A 19,977-nucleotide genomic window follows, 5' to 3' on the forward strand; every position below is an offset into this window, starting at 1 on the left:
CGCGTCACCCGGCCGTCGTCAGCGCGCCGGCGACGGAGAGCTCGGTGCCGCCGCCGAGGCGGTCGCGCACGGTGAGCACCAGGGCGTCGGGCCCGCGGGTGAAGGACGTGGCGAGGGAGCCGGGCAGGGCGGGGGAGTCTTCGACGGTGAAGCCGGCGGCGCTGAGGGCGGCGACGTACGCGGCCTGGACGTCGGTGGGCGCGGAGTCGCTGCTCGCCTGGAGCCCGACCTGCAGCCGGTCGCCGGACGCGGACACCGAGCTGGAGACGACGGTGAGCCCGTCGAGGATCGGGACGACCCCGGTGGGGAAGCCCTTCACGACGGCGCCGTTCGCCGCGCCGGTCGCGGGCAGCGGTCCCGTCAGCGACGGACCCGGTGCCGTGGTGTCGGGCAGCCCGGACGGACCGGGCGGCTGCGACGGCAGGATCTCGCCCGCGAGCACCTCCGCACCGCCGCTCCCCGGAGTCCCCGTGCTCGCCGAGTCGGGGGCGGAGGGGTCGTCCGAGGGTCGGTCCGTGGCGGTGGCACCGGCGCGGTCGCGGGTGGCGCTCGACGACGGCGAGGCGGTGGCGTCCGGCTCCGACCTCGGTGAGGTGCACCCCGCCGTCGTGCCCAGCACGAGCACGGCCGCGAGCACCAGCGCGCGGCCGCGACCGGCGGCTGCGGCGGTGGCCCGGGACGGGCTGTGCGGGGTGGACATCGGCGACCTCGGCAGGGTGGGGTCCAGCGGATCGACGACCGACCAAAGCGCCAGAAAGCGGACAGGTGGAAGGTGCTCACGGTACCGACGCAGAGACCCGGTTCCGACCGTGCGCGACCCTTTTCACCCGGGTCAGAAGGGTGCCGTCACACGTTCGGTCCAGAGGGTGCGTCAGGCGACGGCGAGCTCGTCCACCACGTGGTCGGCGATCTCCAGCGCGCACGTCGCCGCCGGTGAGGGGGCGTTGAGCACGTGCACCTGCCGCGCGGTGCGCTGCAGCAGGAAGTCGTCGACCAGCCGTCCGTCGCGTGCCACGGCCTGCGCGCGCACCCCGGCGGGCGAGGGGACGAGGTCGTCCGGGACGATCGCGGGCACCAGCTGCGCCAGGCTGTGCGCGAACGCGCGCCGGGACAGCGACCGGACAACCTCGCGCGCGCCCGGCACGAGGTTGCGCGCGCCCATCCGCCACAGGCCGGGCCAGGTCAGGGCGTCGGCCGCGTCGCGGACGTTCACCTCCCGCCACGAGTAGCCCTCACGGGCCAGGGCGAGCACGGCGTTCGGGCCCGCGTGCACGCCGCCGCCGATCATCCGCGTGAGGTGCACGCCGAGGAACGGGAAGCGCGGGTCGGGCACCGGGTAGACGAGCCCGTTGACCAGCTCGGCGGCGGTGGCGGACAGCTCGAAGTACTCGCCGCGGAACGGCACGATCCGCGCGCTCGGCTCGAGGCCGCACGCCCGCGCGACGCGGTCGGCGTGCAGGCCGGCACAGGCCACCACGGCGTCCGCCCGCAGCTCGGAGAACGCGTCACCCCGCTCGATCCGCAGGTGCACCCGGTCCTCGGTCTCGGTCGCCCCGGCGACCGAGGCGCCGAGCAGCACCACACCGCCCCCGTCGGACACCTCCGCGGCGAGCGCCCGGCAGATGCCGGTGTAGTCGACGATCCCCGTGCTCTCCACCCACAGCGCGTCGACGCACTCGACGTGCGGCTCGCGCTCGCGGGCGCCGGCCTTCCCCACCAGCTGGGCGGGGACCCCGTTGGCCCGGGCGCGCTCGGCGAGCCGGTGCAGGCCGGGCACCTGGTCGGGCGCGGTCGCGACCACGAGCTTGCCGGTGATCTCGACGTCGACCCCGTGCTCGCGGGCGTAGTCGGTCATGCTGCGCTGGCCGGCCACCGACATGCGCGCCTTGAGGCTGCCCGGCGGGTAGTAGAGGCCGGAGTGCATGACCCCCGAGTTCCGGCCGGTCTGGTGCACGGCGACGGCCGGCTCCTTCTCGACGACCGTGACGTGGTGACCGTCGCGCGTCAGACGCGCCGCCACCGCCAGACCGACGATCCCGGCCCCGACCACCACGACGTGCACGGCTCCTCCTGGTCCTCGCATCGGCGTCCCTGCGCGCAGGCTAGCGGTCGCGTGTGGGCGGCGGCTCGTAGACTGGCGCAGCACCCCGGGTCCGTTGGATCCGGGGCGGTCGTGCTGTGCGCACGCCCCCGACCATGTGAAGGACTCCATGGACCTCACCGGCCTCCTGCCCGCCCTGCTCGCCGACCCGGCCGCCGCCGCCGCGGTGGAGAACGTCCGCGCCCGCGGCGAGCTCGACGTCGTCGGCCCCGCCGGCGTGCGTCCGCCGCTGCTCGCCGCGCTGGCGTCGGGGCGGCCCCTGGTCGTCGTGACCGCCACCGGCCGGGACGCCGACGAGCTGGCCGCCGCGGTCCGGTGCTACCTGCCGGCCGACGACGTCGCGGTCCTGCCGTCGTGGGAGACGCTCCCGCACGAGCGCCTCTCGCCCCGCAGCGACACGGTCGCCCGCCGGCTGGCGGTGTTCCGCAGGCTGGCGCACCCGGAGACCGAGGGCCACGCCGGTCCGGTCCGGGTGCTGGTGATGCCCGTGCGCGCGCTGCTGCAGCCCGTGGTCGAGGGGCTCGGAGAGCTGGAGCCGGTCTCGATCAGCACGGGCGACCGGGTGGACCTGGCGGACCTCGCGGAGAAGCTGGTCGCGGCCGCCTACACGCGCGTGGACATGGTGGAGAAGCGCGGCGAGTTCGCGGTGCGCGGCGGGATCATCGACGTGTTCCCGCCCACCGAGGACCACCCGCTGCGCGTGGAGCTGTGGGGTGAGGACGTCGAGGAGATCCGCTGGTTCTCGATCGCCGACCAGCGCAGCCTCGAGGTGGCCGACCACGGCGTGTGGGCGCCGCCGTGCCGGGAGATCCTGCTGACCGACGCCGTGCGCGCCAGGGCCACCGAGCTCATCCCGCAGCTGCCGGGCGCGGTCGACATGCTGGACAAGCTGGCGCAGGGCATCGCGGTCGAGGGCATGGAGTCGCTGGCGCCCGCGCTGGTGGAGTCGATGGTGCCGGTGCTCGACCTGGTGGGCGACGACAGCCTGCTGGTCATGGTCGACCCGGAGCGCGTGCGGCGACGGGCGCACGACCTCGTGGCCACCACGCAGGAGTTCCTCGAGGCCGCGTGGACGTCCGCCGCGGCCGGTGCGGCGACCCCGCTGGACCTCTCGGCGGCGAGCTTCGCCTCGTTCGCCGAGATCCGCGGGCTCGCGGCCGTGCGCGGCCTCGGCTGGTGGACGCTGTCGCCGTTCTCCCTGGACGTCGACGCCACGGAGGCGGCGAAGCCCGACGACTTCTACGAGGGCGCGACCGGCACGGGGCACACCGCGGCGCGCAACCTCGCGCCCGGCGAGATCCAGCCGATGGCCGACGACCTCGCGGCGACCGCGCAGACCCTCGTGATCGCGGCGCGGGACGTCGAGCGCTACCGCGGGGAGGTCGCCCGCGCGGTGGCCGACGTGCGCGTGCTGCAGCAGTCCGGCTGGCGGCTGGTGCTGGCCACCGAGGGGCACGGTCCCGCGCAGCGCATGGTCGAGCAGCTGCGTGCCGCGGAGGTCCCGGCGCGGCTCGTCGGCACGATCACCGAGGAGCCCGAGGGCGGCGTCGTCCTCGTCGTGCCCGCCCCCGTCGGCCCCGGCTTCGTGGCCGAGCCCCTGCACCTCGCGGTGTTCTCCGAGTCGGACCTCACGGGCCGTGCCGGGACCAGCACCCGCGACATGCGCCGCATGCCCAGCCGGCGCCGCAACGTGGTCGACCCCCTGCAGCTGCGCCCGCACGACTACGTGGTGCACGAGCAGCACGGCGTGGGCCGTTTCGTGGAGTTGGTGCAGCGGACCATCGGCACCGGTGCCAACGCGGCGACGCGCGAGTACCTGGTGATCGAGTACGCGTCGAGCAAGCGCGGCCAGCCCGGGGACCGGTTGTTCGTTCCCAGCGACCAGCTGGACCAGGTCACCAAGTACGTGGGCGGCGAGGCGCCGTCGCTGTCCAAGATGGGCGGCGGCGACTGGGCCAAGACCAAGGGCCGGGCCAAGAAGGCCGTCAAGGAGATCGCCGCCGAGCTCATCCGGCTGTACTCCGCGCGCATGGCCACGGCGGGGCACGCGTTCGGCCCGGACACCCCGTGGCAGCGCGAGCTCGAGGACGCGTTCGCGTACGTGGAGACCCCGGACCAGGCCGCGACCATCGACGAGGTCAAGGCCGACATGGAGAAGCCGATCCCGATGGACCGCCTGGTCTGCGGCGACGTCGGCTACGGCAAGACCGAGATCGCCGTGCGGGCCGCGTTCAAGGCGGTGCAGGACGGCAAGCAGGTCGCGATCCTGGTGCCGACGACCCTCCTGGTGCAGCAGCACCTCGACACGTTCTCCGAGCGGTACAGCGCGTTCCCGGTCACCGTGAAGGCGCTCAGCCGGTTCCAGTCGCCGAAGGAGTCGAAGGAGGTCGTCGCCGGCCTGTCCGACGGGACGGTCGACGTGGTCATCGGCACGCACCGGCTCATCACCGGCGAGGTGCGGTTCAAGGACCTCGGCCTGGTGGTGATCGACGAGGAGCAGCGGTTCGGCGTCGAGCACAAGGAGACGCTCAAGGCTCTGCGCACCAACGTCGACGTGCTGGCGATGAGCGCGACCCCGATCCCGCGCACGCTGGAGATGGCGGTGACCGGCATCCGTGAGATGTCGACGCTGGCCACCCCGCCCGAGGAGCGGCACCCGGTCCTGACGTTCGTCGGCGCGTACGACGAGAAGCAGATCAGCGCGGCGATCCGGCGTGAGCTCCTGCGCGAGGGCCAGGTGTTCTACGTGCACAACAAGGTCGACTCGATCGAGAAGACCGCGTCGCGCCTGATGGAGCTGGTCCCCGAGGCGAGGGTCGCGGTGGCGCACGGGAAGATGAACGAGCACCAGCTCGAGCAGGTGATCGTCGACTTCTGGGAGAAGCGGTTCGACGTCCTGGTCTGCACGACCATCGTCGAGACCGGCCTGGACATCTCCAACGCGAACACCCTGATCCTCGAGCGCGCCGACCTGCTGGGCCTCTCTCAGCTGCACCAGCTGCGCGGCCGGGTGGGCCGAGGGCGCGAGCGGGCGTACTCCTACTTCCTGTACCCGCCGGAGAAGCCCCTGACGGAGACCGCGCACGACCGGCTCCAGACGATCGCGGCGAACACCGACCTCGGCGCCGGCATGGCGGTCGCGATGAAGGACCTCGAGATCCGCGGCGCCGGCAACCTGCTGGGCGGCGAGCAGTCCGGGCACATCGAGGGCGTCGGCTTCGACCTCTACATCCGCATGGTCGGCGAGGCGGTGGCCAACTTCCGCGGTGACGTGGAGGAGGAGGTCCCCGACGTCACCATCGAGCTGCCGGTCGACGCGCACATCCCGCACGACTACATCGCGCACGAGCGGCTGCGCCTCGAGGCGTACCGGAAGATCGCGGCGGCGGCGGACTCGGCGGCCCTCGGCGAGGTCCGGGCCGAGCTGGTGGACCGCTACGGCGCGGTGCCGGCCGCGGTCGACAACCTGTTCGAGGTGGCCGAGTTCCGCCAGCACGTGCGCAACAGCGGGCTGTCGGACGTGACCGCGCAGGGCAAGTTCATCCGGTTCGCGCCGGTGGATCTGCCCGAGTCCGCCCAGCTGCGCCTGAAGCGGCTCTACCCAGGGTCGGTGCTCAAGCCCGCGGTGCGGACGGTGCTGGTGCCCTGGCCGATGACGGCACGCATCGGCGGCAAGCCGGTGCAGGGCCGCGAGGTCATGCTCTGGGCCAGGCAGTTCATCGACGCGATCGTGCGGGGCGACGTCTCGGCGGCGGCGACGGTGGGCGCCGCGCGCAGGTGAGGGCCCTACGATGACCCCGATCGACGAGCGACGACGCAGGAGGTCTCAGGTGGCGGTGCAGTGGCGTGCGGGAGTGCGGGCAGCGGGTGTGCTCGTCGCGCTCGCGACGACGGCCGGTCTGGCGGGGTGCGCCGGGCMGCCCGGCGCGGCCGCGGTGGTCGACGGCACGGCGATCCCCACCGCGGACGTGAGCGCGGCGCTCGAGGAGCTCGCACCGTGGTTCCAGGGCGTGACGACGACCAACGTCCTCGCCGTGCTCGTGCAGGAGCCCACCGTGGTCGAGCTCGCGGCCGAGAAGGGCGTCGGTGTCTCGGACGAGGACGCCGAGGCGCTGCTCGCCCAGGTGGTGCAGCAGAAGGTGCAGGGCGCGACGGCCACGTTCACCGACCCGTCGCTGGCCGTCGCCCGCTACTCGATCGCGTACACCAACCTGCAGGGGCTCCCGGAGGACGAGGGTATCGGCGACGAGATCGACGCGCGCCTGCGTGAGCTCGACGTGGAGGTGAACCCGCGGTTCGCCTCGCTGGCGGACGGCAACCAGGTGGCCGAACCCGTCCCCGCCCCGTGGCTGGTCACCTCCGCGGCTCCGGCTCCCGACGACGAGTCGACGGAGCCTACGCCGGAGCCGACGCCCTCGGCGTCGTGACGGACCCGCAGCCGGACCCCCTGCGCGCCCTCGTGCGCGTGATGGACCGGCTGCGCTCGCCGGGCGGCTGCCCGTGGGACGCCCAGCAGACGCACGAGTCGCTGGTGCCGTACGTGCTCGAGGAGGCCCACGAGCTGGCGGAGGCGATCGAGACCGACGACCGCGCCGGGCTGCGCGAGGAGCTGGGTGACCTGCTCCTGCAGGTGGTGTTCCACGCCCGCATCGCCACCGAGCACCCCACCGACCCGTTCGACGTGGACGACGTCGCCGCGGACCTCGCCGCCAAGCTGGTGCGCCGGCACCCCCACGTCTTCGAGGGCGCTCCGGTCGAGGGCGACGTGCACGTGCAGTGGGACCGGCTGAAGAACGCGGAGAAGCAGCGCGGGTCGGCACTCGACGGGATCCCGCTGGCGATCGGCGCGCTCGCGCGCGGGCAGAAGGTGCTGGCGCGTGCGCAGCGGGCCGGGATCGACGCCGCGGGACTCGCTCGCGACGTGGACCCGGCCGACGAGGTCGGTCGGCGGCTCCTCGCCGTCCTCGTCGACGCGGAGGCGGACGGCGTCGACGCCGAGGCGGCGCTGCGCGGTGCGGTGCGTCAGCTCGAGGACTCCGTGCGGGCGGTCGAGCAGGTGTCGCGACGCGGCCCGAGCTCGGACAGGTAGCTCGCCCGCTCGGTGGTCCGCTTCGCCACGCCGACCGCCTACTGACCGTCCCCACCGTCATCCGCCGGACGAGGAAGGGCGCCACGTGCGCCCTTCCTCGTCGGCTGTGCAGCCGGTGCCCCAGGACTTTGGACCAGGGACGCGGCCGCCCGCAGTTGCTATGAAGGTTCGGGCGATCATCCGACAGAGGGAAGGAAAGCGCTTGCCGAGAGTCGGTCCGACCCCATAACCTTCCGGTGCCCGCCATGATGGGCGCGGCCGGTCGTCCCCCCGCGACAGGCCACCACAGACGATCCGACGGAGGACCGCAGCGATGCGCATCGGTATCCCGACCGAGAGCCGAGCCGGCGAACGGCTCGTCGCCGCGACCCCGAAGACGGTCGGCCAGCTGGTCGATCTCGGCTACGAGGTCGTCGTCCAGCGTGGAGCCGGTGACGCGGCGACGTTCCGTGCCGAGGCCTACGAGGCCGCGGGCGCGACCGTCGGCGACGCGGCCGACGTCTGGTCCAGCGACGTGGTGGCCAAGGTCCACCCGCCCACGGAGGCCGAGGTCGCCGCGCTGAGCCCGGGCGCCACGCTCGTCGCCATGCTCGCGCCCGCGGCGGCGCCCGCCCTGGTGGAGAGCCTGCACGCGCGGGGCGTCACCGCGCTGGCGCTGGACGCCGTGCCGCGCATCTCGCGGGCACAGGCGCTCGACGTGCTCAGCACCATGTCGAACGTCGCGGGCTACCGCGCGGTCGTCGAGGCCGCCGAGGTCTACGGCGGCATGTTCACCGGGCAGGTCACCGCGGCGGGCAAGACGCCGCCGGCGCGCGTGTTCGTCATCGGTGCGGGAGTGGCCGGACTGGCCGCGATCGGGGCCGCGGGCAGCATGGGAGCCCGCGTCCGCGCGTTCGACGTGCGGCCCGAGGTCGGTGAGCAGATCGAGTCGATGGGCGCGACGTTCGTGCAGGCCGAGGCCGCGCAGCAGGCGGTCAGCTCGGACGGGTACGCGAGCGCGCTGACCGAGGAGCAGGAGCGGCTGACCGCGCAGATGTACGCCGCCGAGACGGCGGACGCGGACATCGTCATCACGACCGCGCTGGTCCGGGGTCAGGCGCCGACGACGATCACCGCGGCCATGGTCGCGGGCATGCGGCCGGGCAGCGTGATCATCGACCTGGCCGCGTCGGGTGGCGGCAACTGCGAGCTCACCGTCCCCGGGCAGGTCGTCGTGAGCGACAACGACGTGACGGTCATCGGGTACACCGACCTGACCAGCCGGATGCCCCAGCACACGTCCCAGCTGTTCGGCACCAACATCGTGCACCTGATGCAGCTGCTCACCCCCGGCAAGGACGGGCAGCTGGTCCTGGACCTGGACGACCCGGTGCAGCGCGGAATGGCCGTGACGCACGACGGCGACCTGCTCTGGCCGCCACCCCCCGTGCAGGTGTCCGCGGCGCCGGCCGCCGTGGCCGGTCCGACCCCCGAGGAGCGGGCGCAGGCCGAGGCCGCCGCGCTCGGGGACAAGAACCGTCGTCGGCAGCGCCGGTCGGTGATCCTCGCGCTCCTGGCCGTGGTCGTGCTGCTGGGGATCTCGTTCGCGCCGGCCGCGTTCCTCGGCCACTTCACCGTGTTCGTCCTCGCGGTGATCGTCGGCTACTACGTCATCTCCAACGTCAGCCACTCGCTGCACACGCCCCTGATGGCCCAGACCAACGCCATCTCCGGGATCATCCTGGTCGGCGCGCTGCTGCAGATCGGCGACGACAGCTGGTTGGTGACCGTGCTCGCGGTCGTCGCCGCGGCCGTCGCCAGCATCAACGTGTTCGGCGGGTTCCTCGTCGCCAACCGCATGATCCGTATGTTCCGGAAGGACGCCTGAGCTCGTGCTGACCTCCCTGGCCCAGGCCGTCTACCTCGGCGCCGCCATCCTGTTCATCCTCAGCCTCGCGGGGCTGTCCAAGCAGGAGACCGCGCGCCGCGGCAACCTCGCCGGCATGGTGGGCATGGGGCTCGCGCTCGCCGCGACCGTCGCGCTCGCCCTGGAACGCTCCGAGCGTCCGGTCGAGGTGACCGCGGTGCTCATCCTCGTGGTGTTCCTCGTCGGCTCCACCGTGGGCACGTGGCAGGCGCGTCGCGTCGAGATGACGCAGATGCCCGAGCTCATCGCGATCCTGCACTCGTTCGTCGGTCTCGCGGCCGTCCTCGTCGGGTACAACTCGTTCCTCACCGAGCCGGCCGACCCCGCGCACCTGGTCGAGGTGTTCCTCGGCGTGCTCATCGGCGCCGTGACGTTCACCGGGTCGATCGTCGCGTTCCTCAAGCTCTCGACGCGGATCAGCTCGGCGCCGCTTATGCTCCCGGGCCGCAACTGGCTGAACCTCGGCATGGTCGTGGTCTCCGGGGGGCTGATGGCCTGGTTCCTGGGCACCGGTGCCGTGCTGCCGCTGCTGCTGATGACGGCCGTCGCGCTGCTGCTCGGGTGGCACCTGGTCGCCTCGATCGGCGGCGGGGACATGCCGGTGGTCGTCTCGATGCTCAACTCGTACTCCGGCTGGGCGGCCGCTGCGGCGGGCTTCATGCTCAGCAACGACCTGCTCATCGTCACGGGCGCCCTCGTCGGCTCCTCCGGTGCGATCCTGTCCTACCTCATGTGCACGGCCATGAACCGGTCCTTCATCTCCGTGATCCTCGGCGGGTACGGGGCCGAGGGCGGCACCGTGGTGGCGTCCGACGTCGACCTGGGGGAGTACCACGAGATCAAGGCCCCGGAGGCGGCGGAGCTGCTCACGGAGGCCCGCACGGTCATCATCACGCCCGGGTACGGCATGGCCGTGGCCAAGGCGCAGTACCCGGTGGCCGAGCTCGTGGCCAAGCTGCGGGCGCGGGGCATCGAGGTGCGGTTCGGCGTGCACCCGGTGGCGGGCCGGCTGCCCGGGCACATGAACGTGCTGCTCGCCGAGGCGAGGGTGCCGTACGACATCGTGCTCGAGATGGACGAGATCAACGGCGACCTGGCGGAGACCGACGTCGTCCTGGTGATCGGCGCCAACGACACGGTGAATCCGGCCGCGCTGGACGACCCGTCGTCGCCGATCGCCGGCATGCCGGTGCTCGAGGTGTGGAAGGCCGCGCGCGTCATCGTGTTCAAGCGGTCGATGGCCACGGGTTACGCGGGCGTGCAGAACCCGCTGTTCTTCCGCGACAACACCTCGATGCTGTTCGGGGACGCCAAGGACCAGGTCGAGCACATCATGCTCGCCCTCTGACGGAGAACGTCCACCAGTCGAAGGGCCTAGGGCGGCCGTTCGGCCACGCCACTAGGGTGAGGTCGTAAACCCACCCGCTTCAGAAGGAGCACCCATGGCCAGCATCGAGGCCGTCGGCGCCCGCGAGATCTTGGACTCGCGCGGCAACCCCACTGTCGAGGTCGAGGTCGCACTCGACGACGGCACCATCGCCCGCGCCGCGGTCCCCTCCGGTGCCTCGACCGGCGCGTTCGAGGCCGTCGAGCGCCGTGACGGCGACTCCGCCCGGTACCTGGGCAAGGGCGTCGAGGAGGCCGTCGCGGCCGTCATCGACGAGATCGCCCCCGAGCTCATCGGCTTCGAGGCCACGGAGCAGCGCCTGGTCGACGGTGCGCTGATCGACCTCGACGGCACGCCCAACAAGGGCAAGCTCGGCGCCAACGCGATCCTCGGTGTCTCGCTCGCGGTCGCCAAGGCCGCCGCCGACTCGGCCGACCTGCCGCTCTTCCGCTACCTCGGTGGCCCGAACGCCCACGTGCTGCCGGTCCCGATGATGAACATCCTCAACGGTGGGTCGCACGCCGACTCCAACGTCGACATCCAGGAGTTCATGGTCGCCCCCATCGGTGCGACGACGTACCGCGAGGCGCTGCGCACCGGCGTCGAGGTCTACCACTCCCTGAAGTCCGTGCTGAAGAGCAAGGGCCTGTCCACGGGCCTCGGCGACGAGGGCGGCTTCGCCCCGAGCCTGGGCAGCAACCGCGAGGCGCTCGACCTCATCCTCATCGCCATCGAGAAGGCCGGCTTCACGCCGGGCGTCGACCTGGGCCTCGCGCTCGACGTCGCCGCGACGGAGTTCTTCAAGGACGGCGCCTACCAGTTCGAGGGCAAGGCCCTGTCGAACGAGGAGATGTCCGCCTACTACGAGCAGCTGGTGAAGGACTACCCGCTGGTCTCCATCGAGGACCCGCTGTCCGAGGACGAGTGGGAGGGCTGGTCCCACCTGGTCGCCACCATCGGCGACAAGGTCCAGATCGTCGGCGACGACCTGTTCGTCACCAACCCCGAGCGCCTGCGCAAGGGCATCGAGCTCAAGGCCGCCAACTCGCTGCTGGTCAAGCTCAACCAGATCGGCACGCTGACGGAGACGTTCGACGCCGTCGAGCTGGCCCAGCGCAGCGGCTTCACCACGATGACCTCGCACCGCTCCGGCGAGACCGAGGACACCACGATCGCGGACCTGTCGGTGGCCACGAACGCCGGCCAGATCAAGACCGGTGCCCCGGCCCGTGGCGAGCGCATCAACAAGTACAACCAGCTGCTCCGCATCGAGGAGGAGCTGGACGACGCCGCACGCTACGCCGGTCGCTCCGCCTTCCCGCGGTTCACGGCCTGACACACCTCGACGGCCGGTAACCCGCACGGGTGGCCGGCCGTCGGCGTGCCCGGGGTCAGGGGGTGGCGTGGACGGAGACGACGGGCTCGGGCGCCACCTCGTCGGAGACGACGGCGAAGAACATCGAGGCCGCGACCGCGACGAGGGACGTGACGACGGCCACGGGGACGGTGGCGACGAACGTGGTCCGCCAGGCCGCACCGTGCGGGCCGCCGCGCCGCCAGAGGATCGCGCTCGCCACCGCGAGCGCGACCGCCGCGGGCGCGGCGAGCCAGGCGACGACGCTCAGCGGTGCGAGCAGGAGCCCGAGGACCAGGCCTCCGAGCGCGACGAGCACGACTCCGAGCGGTGAGTCGGTGGCAGACCGACGGGCGGGCGCGGCCGGGGGAGCCGTCTCCGGGCTCCAGGCTGCGGCGACGTCGTCGACCGGGCCGAGGTCCGACAGGATCCGGTGGACGTCCTCGGGAGTCGGTTCGTGGCCGAGCTCCTGGACGGCGGCGTCGATGTGCTCGCGGATCGAGTCGACGATGTCCGCCCGCTCGGCCGGGTCGGCGCCCGCGAGCCTGCGGTCCAGGTCGGCGAGGTAGGCCGCGACGAGCGGCGAGGCGGTGCGCATCAGGCGATTCCCTTCATGAGGTGGTCGACGCCGGAGCGGAACGGCTCCCAGACCGCGACGAAGGCGCGCAGCGCCTCGCGGCCCTCGTCGGTGAGCGCGTGGTACCGGCGGGGCGGGCCGGTGGGCGACTCCTGCCAGGTGGTGTCCACCCAGCGGCGACGACGCAGCCGGGTGAGCAGCGGGTAGAGCGTGCCCTCGGAGCCGAAGAGGATGTCGTCGCCCCCGAGCGCGCGGGCGATGTCCTGACCGTAGGAGGGCCCGCCGTCGAGGTGCGCGAGCACGCAGTACTCGAGGGTGCCGCGGCGCAGCTGGGTGAGAACCGCGTGCGCGTCCGATCCTTCCGGTTCCATGTGTCGCATGGTAGCGAGTGACGCATGGAACCTGTCAACGGCGTCCGGCGCGCCACGGAGAGCGACCTCCGCCCAGGTCGGGACGGTCCGGGGCAGAATCGACGCATGTCCGCCCCCCGACGCCCGGCGTCCCCGAGCGCCCCGGGTCGGCGCCCGGCGGTCCCGCGTCCCGGGGCGCCGACGCCCGCGGCGAACGTGCCGCGCGGGAACACCGGCGGACGCCCCGCGGCGCCACGGTCGTCGTCCCCCCGATCCGGCGCGACACCCCGCGTCGGCCCGACGCCCTCGTCGTCCGCCCGGCCCTCCTCGTCGCGGCCCGCCGCGTCCCGTCCGGCCACCCGGGGAGCCCCGACGCCGCCGCGCGGCACGCCCCGCGCGGAGCGGGTGCAGGTGCGCGTGCCCCGGCTGTTCACGGTGCGCGCGATGGTGTTCTCCTGCGTGCTCCTGCTGGCCTTCGTGCTGGTCTACCCGACCCTGCACTCCTACCTGCAGCAGCGCGTCGAGGTGGACCAGCTGCGCAGCCAGGTCGAGGCGGCCCGGCAGCGCAACGACGACCTCCAGGCCGACCTGCGACGCTGGGACGACCCCGCGTACGTGACGGCACAGGCGCGGGAGCGGCTCTCGTTCGTGCTGCCGGGGGAGAAGGCGTTCCGCGTCGTCGACCCCGAGACCGTCCCCGACGCCCCGCCCGCCACCGACGGCTCTGCGCCGGTGCTCGACGCGGGCTCGACGCTGCCCTGGTACGCGAACGTCTGGGAGTCGGTCGAGGTGGCGGGTCAGACGCCGGTCGCGGGCGACAATGGGACGCCCGCTGCGCCCGCAGGCGGCTGACCCACCCGCACGAACGGACCTCTCAGTGCCTCCCTCCTTCGATGCCGTGTCCGACCAGGACCTCGCCGTCCTCGCCGAGCAGCTGGGCCGCCCTCCGCGCGGCGTCGTCGGCATCGCCGCGCGCTGCGTCTGCGGACGTCCCCTGGTGGTCCGCACCGCCCCGCGGCTGGACGACGGCACCCCCTTCCCGACGACGTACTACCTCACCTGCCCGCCCGCGGTCGCGGCCGTGAGCACGCTCGAGGCCGGCGGTCTCATGAAGGAGCTCACGGCCCGGCTGGGGGAGGACGAGGAGCTGGCGGCGGCCTATCGTCGCGCCCACGACGCCTACCTGGTGGACCGCGAGGCGCTCGGGCACGTGGAGGAGATCGCCGGCATCTCGGCCGGGGGGATGCCGACGCGCGTGAAGTGCCTGCACGTCCTGGTGGGGCACGCGCTCGCTGCAGGCCCGGGGGTCAACCCGATCGGCGACGAGGCACTGGCCCTGATCCGCGACGAGTGGCGCCCTGACCGCTGCACCTGCTGACCGGTGCGAGGATGGTCCGCGTGACGCGTGTGGCTGCCATCGACTGCGGGACCAACTCGATCCGACTCCTCGTCGCCGACGTGGATCCCGACGCCGGGACGCTGGTGGACCTGGACCGTCGCATGGAGGTCGTCCGCCTGGGTCAGGGGGTCGACCGGACCGGGCGCATCGCCCCCGAGGCCCTCGAGCGCACGCTCGACGCGGCCCGCCGGTACAACGACGTGTGCACCGAGCTGGGCGTCGAGGCGATCCGGTTCGTCGCCACGTCGGCGTCGCGCGACGCCGAGAACCGCGCGGACTTCGTCGCCGGCGTGCACGCGGCGCTCGGCGTCGAGCCCGAGGTCGTCGACGGGCAGGAGGAGGCCGAGCTCTCGTTCCGTGGGGCCACCGGCGTGCTCGGCGCGAGGCACCCGGGACCGTTCCTCGTCGTCGATCTCGGCGGCGGCTCGACCGAGCTGGTGCTGGGCACCACCGCGCCCGAGGCGGCCTACTCGATGGACGTCGGCTGCGTGCGGATGACCGAGCGCCACCTGCGCAGCGACCCGCCGACCGCCGCGGAGATCGCCGCCGCGCACGCCGACGTCGCCGCGGCGCTGGACACGGCGTCGGCCGTCGTGCCGCTCGGCAAGACGGTCACGCTCGTCGGCCTGGCCGGGACGGTCACCACGGTCACCGCGCACGGGCTGGGCCTGCCCGCCTACGACCCCGCGGTCATCGACGGGTCGGTGCTGCCGGTGGACGTGGTGCTCGCCGCGTGCGACGACCTGCTGACCCGGTCCCGGGCGGAGCGTGCGTCCCTCGGGTTCATGCACCCCGGTCGCGTCGACGTGATCGGCGCCGGCGCGCTGGTCTGGGCGGACGTGGTCCGACGGGTGCGCGACGAGGTCGCCGCCGCCGGGGGACTGCTCACCGAGGTGGTCACGTCCGAGCACGACATCCTCGACGGCATCGCGTGGAGCATCGCCACCCGCTGACCGGCGCCTCCGGCAGGCCCAGGGACTGACGTCCGCACTCCCGCGTCCCCCAACCCGCACGAGCGCGGACGCTACGAAGGCACTCGGCGGGACGTCCGCACTCCCGTGGGTTCCAGCCTGCACGAGTGCGGACGTTGCCGGGGGTGCCAGTCCGCGACACGCCTGCCGCGTTCTGGACGGTAGTGCGCACTGTGTAATAGCGTCGCGTCTGCGGGAGCCGGAGGGGGCTCCCGCACCAGCTTCCCGGCCCGGTACGGTCGATCGCCCAGGTGGGGCGCTCGGCGGCAGGGACGTCGACCGGAGGACGGATGGACACCACACAGCTGCTCAAGGGCGTGCTCGACCTCGCGGTGCTCGCGGTCGTCGCCGACGAGGACGGGTACGGGTACGACGTCGTCCGCCGGCTGCGCGCCGCGGGCATCGAGGAGGTCGGCGACGCGTCGGTGTACGGGACGCTGCGGCGGTTGTACTCGTCGGGCGCGCTGACGTCCTACGTGGTGCCCAGCGACGAGGGTCCGCACCGCAAGTACTACGGGATCAACGCCCAGGGCCGAGCGATGCTCGAGGCCCAGCGCAAGGACTGGCAGGAGTTCGCAGGCACGATGGGCCGCCTGCTCAAGACGGAGGTCGTGCGATGAGCGTGCTGGACACCACGGACGTGCTGGACGTGGCGGGGTACGCCGCAGCGGTGCGCCGGAGCCTGGTCGACCTCGGGCCGGAGCTCGTCGACGACCTCACGGACGACCTCGAGGCGGACCTGGCCGAGGCGCTGGACGACGAGCGCCACGTGGCGCACGGGCGCGGGCTGCTGGACCAGTTCGGCCCACCCGAGGCGTACGCCGCCGAGCTGCGCGCGGCCGCCGGCCTGGCACCGGCCTCGACCGGCGCGCGCCGCGTGCGGGTGCTCGGCGACCCGGTCGAGGACGCCCGGCGGCTGGGGCGCTGGGCCCTGGGACGCCTCCGCGCACTGATGTGGTGGGCGCCCGTGGAGGCGTTCCTCGTCGCGCTGCGGCCGGTCTGGTGGATCGCGCGCGGCTGGGTCGCCTACTCGGCGCTCGTGTACGTGCTCGGTGGGGCGCGGCTCCGGTTCCTGCCCACCGAGCTGGCCCTGTGGCTGATCCTCGCGTTGTGCGTGCTGCTCAGCGTGCAGTGGGGTCGCGGCGCCTGGTTCCAGTCGCGGTCGGTCTCCTGGGTCGCCGTGCTGGGGAACGCGACGGCGGTCGTCCTGGTGCTCCCGGTCCTGGTCACGGTGCAGGACCAGGCCCACCAGCGCGACGAGGTCTACGACTCCTACGTCGCCGGCGCGTTCGGCGGCGACGGCACCCGGACGATCTTCCAGGAGAAGGCGATCGACGGGGTCGTCGTCGACGGCATGCAGGTGAGCAACCTGTTCGTCTACGACGCCGAGGGCAACCCGCTCACGGACGTCCAGGTCTACGACGACCGCGGCCGGCCGGTGCGGACGACCTACGACAACGGCTACGAGCAGTACTGGTTCCCCGAGGGCACCGAGCCGTGGTCGTTCGTCAGCCGGACCGACGCGGACGGCCGTGCGCGCTGGAACGTGTACCCGCTGCGGGGTGCGCCCACGTCGCAGTTCGTCTACGGCGACGACGGGGTGCAGGTGCTCCCCGTCGGGACCAACGCGTCCACGCCGCCGTGGCCGTTCGCGAAGGCCCCGGCCCTCGACGCCCCCGCGGATGTCTCCATCGGGGCCGAGGGCGTCATCCCCTCGCCGACCGCGACTCCCTGACAGCGTGCCCGACCACGGTGCCGGTCCGGTCTTGGACCGACGACTGCTCCTGCAGCTGGGGGCGGCCGCGGGTGTGCTCGCCGCCTGCTCGCGGGCGCCGTCGGTCCCGGAGCCCACCGCGACGGACTCCGGCTGGGAGCCGCCCGCCGAGCCGATGGCCTTCCCTGAGGGGTTCGTCTGGGGCGCGGCGACGTCGGCGTTCCAGGTGGAGGGCTCCACCACCGCCGACGGCCGCGGGCCGTCCATCTGGGACACCTTCGCCGCCGAGCCGGGACGCATCGCCGACGGTGCGACGGGCGACCCCGCGGCCGACCACTACCGCCGGTGGGAGTCGGACCTCGACCTCCTCGCCGACCTGGGTCTGCCGGCGTACCGGTTCTCGGTCGCGTGGCCGCGCATCCAGCCGACGGGGTCCGGGGCGGTCAACCAGCGCGGGGTCGACTTCTACCGCCGGCTGGTCGACGGCCTGCTCGCGCGGGGCATCCACCCTGCGATCACCCTGTACCACTGGGACCTGCCGCAACCCCTGCAGGACGCCGGCGGCTGGGCGGCGCGCGACACCGCGGACCGGTTCGCGGACTACGCGGCGATCGTGTTCGAGGCCCTGCGCGACGTCGACGCCACGTGGCTGACGCTCAACGAGCCGAAGACGACCGCCTACGTGGGCTACCGGTGGGGTGCGCACGCGCCCGGGATCACCGACGTGGACCAGGCGGCGGCCGCCGTCCACCACCAGCTGCTCGCGCACGGCCGGGCCGTCCAGGCGTTCCGGGCGAGCGGCGCGGCGGGTGGCATCGGCATCGCTCTCAACCTCCTGCCGGTCTACCCCGTGGACCGCGGGGCGGACGCGGCCGCGGTGCGCGTCGACGCGGTGGAGAACAGGCTGTTCCTGGACCCCGTCCTCCTCGGGCGGTACCCGACGGACGCGATCGGCACCCTGGCGGGGCAGCTGCCGGCCGACGCCGAGGCGTTCGAGGGACTCGTCCGCGACGGCGACCTGGAGGTGATCTCCGCGCCGCTCGACCTCCTGGCGATCCAGTACTACGGGGTCACGGGGGTCGACGACGCCGGCAACCAGGTCCCGCTCTACCCGACCTCGGTGGCCACCTGGCAGCAGGTGCACCCCGAGGGTCTGTACGACCAGCTCATGGACCTGCTCATCGACTACCCGGACGCCCCGCCGCTGGTCATCACCGAGAACGGGATCCCGGACCCGACGGCGGAGGGCACGGTCGAGGACGCCGAGCGCCTGGAGTTCCTGCGCGCGCACCTGCAGCAGGCCGCCCGTGCGATCGGCGACGGAGTGCGGCTGACCGGGTACTACGCCTGGTCGCTGCTGGACAACTTCAAGTGGGCCGAGGGCCTGAGCCAGCGGTGGGGGCTGGTGCACGTCGACTTCGAGACGCAGGAGCGGACCCCGAAGGACAGTGCGCGGTGGTACTCGACGATGGTCCGCGCCAACGCGGTGGCGCCGTCCTGAGCCGCACTGTGCCCAGGGTCACCGGCTCCCCGTAGGGCGGCACCATCCCCGCGCGGCTACCGTTGAGGCATGCCTACGCCTGTCTCCGACGTCGCCACCACGCCAGCCGCCGCGGGCGCCACGGCCCGGTCGGGCAAGCCCCGCAAGGTGCCCCGCGTCGTGATCCTCGGCGGCGGCACCGTCGGTCTGTACACGGCCCGGCGGCTGCGCAAGCGCCTCGGCAAGCGCGAGGCGGCCATCGTCGTCGTCGACCCGCGGCCGTACATGACGTACGCGCCGTTCCTTCCCGAGGCGGCGGCCGGCTCGATCGACCCGCGCAACGTGGTCGCCCCGCACCGCCGCGCCCTCAAGGGCGTCGACGTGCTGCAGGGGAAGGTCAGCGAGATCAACCACGGCGGGCGGACCGTGCAGATCACCCCGGAGGAGGGCGACCCCTACTGGATCACCTACGACCACCTGGTCGTCGGGCTCGGCTCGGTCGCGCGCACGTTGCCCATCCCCGGGCTGGCGGAGCAGGGCATCGGGTTCAAGAACGTGGAAGAGGCCATCGCGGTCCGCAACCACGTGCTCAACCGGATCGACATGGCGGCGAGCACCTGGGACCCGGACCTGCGCAAGCGCATGCTCACGTTCGTCTTCGTCGGCGGCGGCTTCGCCGGCATCGAGGCGCTGGGCGAGGTCGAGGACATGGCCCGCGCCGCGGTGAAGTACTACAAGGCGATCGAGCAGGAGGAGGTCCGCTTCGTCCTGGTCGAGGGCTCCCCGCGGATCCTGCCCGAGGTCAGCGAGGAGCTCGGCGGCTACACGCTCGAGCAGCTGCGCAAGCGGGACATCGAGATCCACCTGTCGACCTTCCTCAACAGTTGCGTCGACGGCCACGTGGTCCTCTCGAACAAGATGGAGTTCGACGCCGAGACCATCGTCTGGACGGCCGGCGTCAAGGCCAACCCGGTGCTGCAGAACTCGGACCTGCCGCTGGACAAGCTGGGCCGGGTCACCTGCAACGCGTTCCTCCAGGTGGTCGACGCCGAGGGCACGCCGGTGCCGGACGCGTACGCCGCGGGCGACTGCGCCGCCGTGCCGGACCTGTACAACCCGGGCCAGTTCTGCCCGCCGAACGCCCAGCACGCGCTGCGCGAGGGCAACCACCTGGGCGACAACCTCGCACGCGTCCTGCGCTCGGCCGACGTGACGGAGTACAAGCACAAGAACATCGGCGCGGTCGCGTCGCTCGGCATGTACAAGGGCGTCGCGCAGATGTTCGGTCGCCTGAAGGTCCGCGGGTTCCTCGCGTGGGTGCTGCACCGCACGTACCACGTGGCCGCGATGCCGACCTTCAACCGCAAGATCAAGATCGCCGCCGGCTGGACCGGCTCCCTGCTGTTCCGCCGTGAGGTGGTCGCGCTCGGCACCCTGCACGACCCGCGGGCCGAGTTCCGCGCCGCGTCGGTGCCGGCGAAGCCCCGCGCGGTCGAGCCCGGCGAGGCCGACCCGGCGCTGCCGGCGATCAAGGCCGAGGCGGGGTCGCCTGCCGAGAAGAAGGCCGCGAAGGGCACCAAGAGCGCCTGACCGCCCGCGAGCGAGCCCCTGACCCCCGCCGGGTCGGGGGCTCGTGTCGTCTCTCGGAC

At 73.1% G+C, this 19,977-nt stretch carries 17 protein-coding genes; 13 read left to right on the plus strand and 4 right to left on the minus strand.

Annotated features, from left to right (window positions below):
- Positions 1 to 4 precede the first annotated feature (4 nt).
- The gene (locus AC1DXT_RS04765) at positions 5 to 700 is read right to left on the minus strand and encodes a hypothetical protein (protein WP_477060204.1); all 696 of its coding nucleotides are present in this window, start codon (positions 698 to 700) and stop codon (positions 5 to 7) included.
- A gap of 171 nt (positions 701 to 871) precedes the next feature.
- Positions 872 to 2,062, minus strand: a complete 1,191-nt coding sequence (lhgO, locus tag AC1DXT_RS04770; RefSeq protein ID WP_477060205.1) for an L-2-hydroxyglutarate oxidase — start codon at positions 2,060 to 2,062, stop codon at positions 872 to 874.
- Positions 2,063 to 2,210: 148 nt separating this feature from the next.
- Here lhgO and mfd point away from each other — a divergent pair, with 148 nt between their 5' ends.
- The 6 genes from mfd to eno all read left to right on the plus strand — a co-directional run bounded on the left by mfd (position 2,211) and on the right by eno (position 11,819).
- The gene (gene mfd, locus AC1DXT_RS04775; protein ID WP_477060206.1) at positions 2,211 to 5,882 is read left to right on the plus strand and encodes a transcription-repair coupling factor; all 3,672 of its coding nucleotides are present in this window, start codon (positions 2,211 to 2,213) and stop codon (positions 5,880 to 5,882) included.
- 49 nt (positions 5,883 to 5,931) lie between these two features.
- Complete coding sequence (locus AC1DXT_RS04780; RefSeq protein WP_477060207.1) at positions 5,932 to 6,528, plus strand: hypothetical protein; 597 nt, start codon at positions 5,932 to 5,934, stop codon at positions 6,526 to 6,528.
- The gene (locus tag AC1DXT_RS04785) at positions 6,525 to 7,190 is read left to right on the plus strand and encodes a nucleoside triphosphate pyrophosphohydrolase (RefSeq protein WP_477060208.1); all 666 of its coding nucleotides are present in this window, start codon (positions 6,525 to 6,527) and stop codon (positions 7,188 to 7,190) included. Before AC1DXT_RS04780 ends, AC1DXT_RS04785 begins: the two co-directional genes overlap by 4 nt.
- A gap of 313 nt (positions 7,191 to 7,503) precedes the next feature.
- The gene (locus tag AC1DXT_RS04790) at positions 7,504 to 9,057 is read left to right on the plus strand and encodes a Re/Si-specific NAD(P)(+) transhydrogenase subunit alpha (protein WP_477060209.1); all 1,554 of its coding nucleotides are present in this window, start codon (positions 7,504 to 7,506) and stop codon (positions 9,055 to 9,057) included.
- A 4-nt stretch (positions 9,058 to 9,061) separates the two neighbouring features.
- Positions 9,062 to 10,444: a Re/Si-specific NAD(P)(+) transhydrogenase subunit beta gene (gene pntB, locus AC1DXT_RS04795; RefSeq protein WP_477060210.1), complete on the plus strand. Its 1,383-nt coding sequence runs from the start codon at positions 9,062 to 9,064 to the stop codon at positions 10,442 to 10,444.
- Between the two features lie 94 nt (positions 10,445 to 10,538).
- Entirely contained in the window at positions 10,539 to 11,819 is a 1,281-nt protein-coding gene (eno, locus tag AC1DXT_RS04800) for a phosphopyruvate hydratase (protein WP_056095694.1), read from the plus strand.
- Positions 11,820 to 11,874: 55 nt separating this feature from the next.
- Here eno and AC1DXT_RS04805 read toward each other — a convergent pair whose 3' ends face one another.
- Entirely contained in the window at positions 11,875 to 12,435 is a 561-nt protein-coding gene (locus AC1DXT_RS04805; RefSeq protein ID WP_477060211.1) for an HAAS signaling domain-containing protein, read from the minus strand.
- Complete coding sequence (locus AC1DXT_RS04810) at positions 12,435 to 12,785, minus strand: PadR family transcriptional regulator (RefSeq protein WP_421741971.1); 351 nt, start codon at positions 12,783 to 12,785, stop codon at positions 12,435 to 12,437. Before AC1DXT_RS04810 ends, AC1DXT_RS04805 begins: the two co-directional genes overlap by 1 nt.
- 105 nt (positions 12,786 to 12,890) lie before the next feature.
- Between AC1DXT_RS04810 and AC1DXT_RS04815 the strand changes: the two genes are divergently transcribed.
- The 7 genes from AC1DXT_RS04815 (at position 12,891) to AC1DXT_RS04845 (ending at position 19,918) form a co-directional block, all read left to right on the plus strand.
- On the plus strand, positions 12,891 to 13,616 hold the full coding sequence (locus AC1DXT_RS04815) for an FtsB family cell division protein (RefSeq protein ID WP_477060212.1): 726 nt from the start codon (positions 12,891 to 12,893) through the stop codon (positions 13,614 to 13,616).
- A gap of 46 nt (positions 13,617 to 13,662) precedes the next feature.
- Positions 13,663 to 14,142 carry a DUF501 domain-containing protein gene (locus tag AC1DXT_RS04820; RefSeq protein WP_477060213.1) on the plus strand — a complete coding sequence of 160 codons (480 nt, stop codon included), beginning with the start codon at positions 13,663 to 13,665 and terminating at the stop codon, positions 14,140 to 14,142.
- Between the two features lie 20 nt (positions 14,143 to 14,162).
- Complete coding sequence (locus tag AC1DXT_RS04825) at positions 14,163 to 15,116, plus strand: Ppx/GppA phosphatase family protein (RefSeq protein ID WP_477060214.1); 954 nt, start codon at positions 14,163 to 14,165, stop codon at positions 15,114 to 15,116.
- 308 nt (positions 15,117 to 15,424) lie between these two features.
- Positions 15,425 to 15,754, plus strand: a complete 330-nt coding sequence (locus AC1DXT_RS04830; RefSeq protein WP_056095706.1) for a PadR family transcriptional regulator — start codon at positions 15,425 to 15,427, stop codon at positions 15,752 to 15,754.
- Positions 15,751 to 16,869 carry a hypothetical protein gene (locus AC1DXT_RS04835; RefSeq protein WP_477060215.1) on the plus strand — a complete coding sequence of 373 codons (1,119 nt, stop codon included), beginning with the start codon at positions 15,751 to 15,753 and terminating at the stop codon, positions 16,867 to 16,869. The genes AC1DXT_RS04830 and AC1DXT_RS04835 overlap by 4 nt, the downstream gene beginning before the upstream one ends.
- 31 nt (positions 16,870 to 16,900) lie before the next feature.
- Positions 16,901 to 18,349, plus strand: coding sequence for a GH1 family beta-glucosidase (locus AC1DXT_RS04840; protein ID WP_477060216.1), 1,449 nt, complete (start codon positions 16,901 to 16,903; stop codon positions 18,347 to 18,349).
- Positions 18,350 to 18,418: 69 nt separating this feature from the next.
- Entirely contained in the window at positions 18,419 to 19,918 is a 1,500-nt protein-coding gene (locus AC1DXT_RS04845) for an NAD(P)/FAD-dependent oxidoreductase (RefSeq protein WP_477060217.1), read from the plus strand.
- The last annotated feature ends 59 nt before the right edge of the window (positions 19,919 to 19,977 follow it).

Source organism: Cellulomonas sp. P1_G12_2 (genome assembly GCF_056405535.1).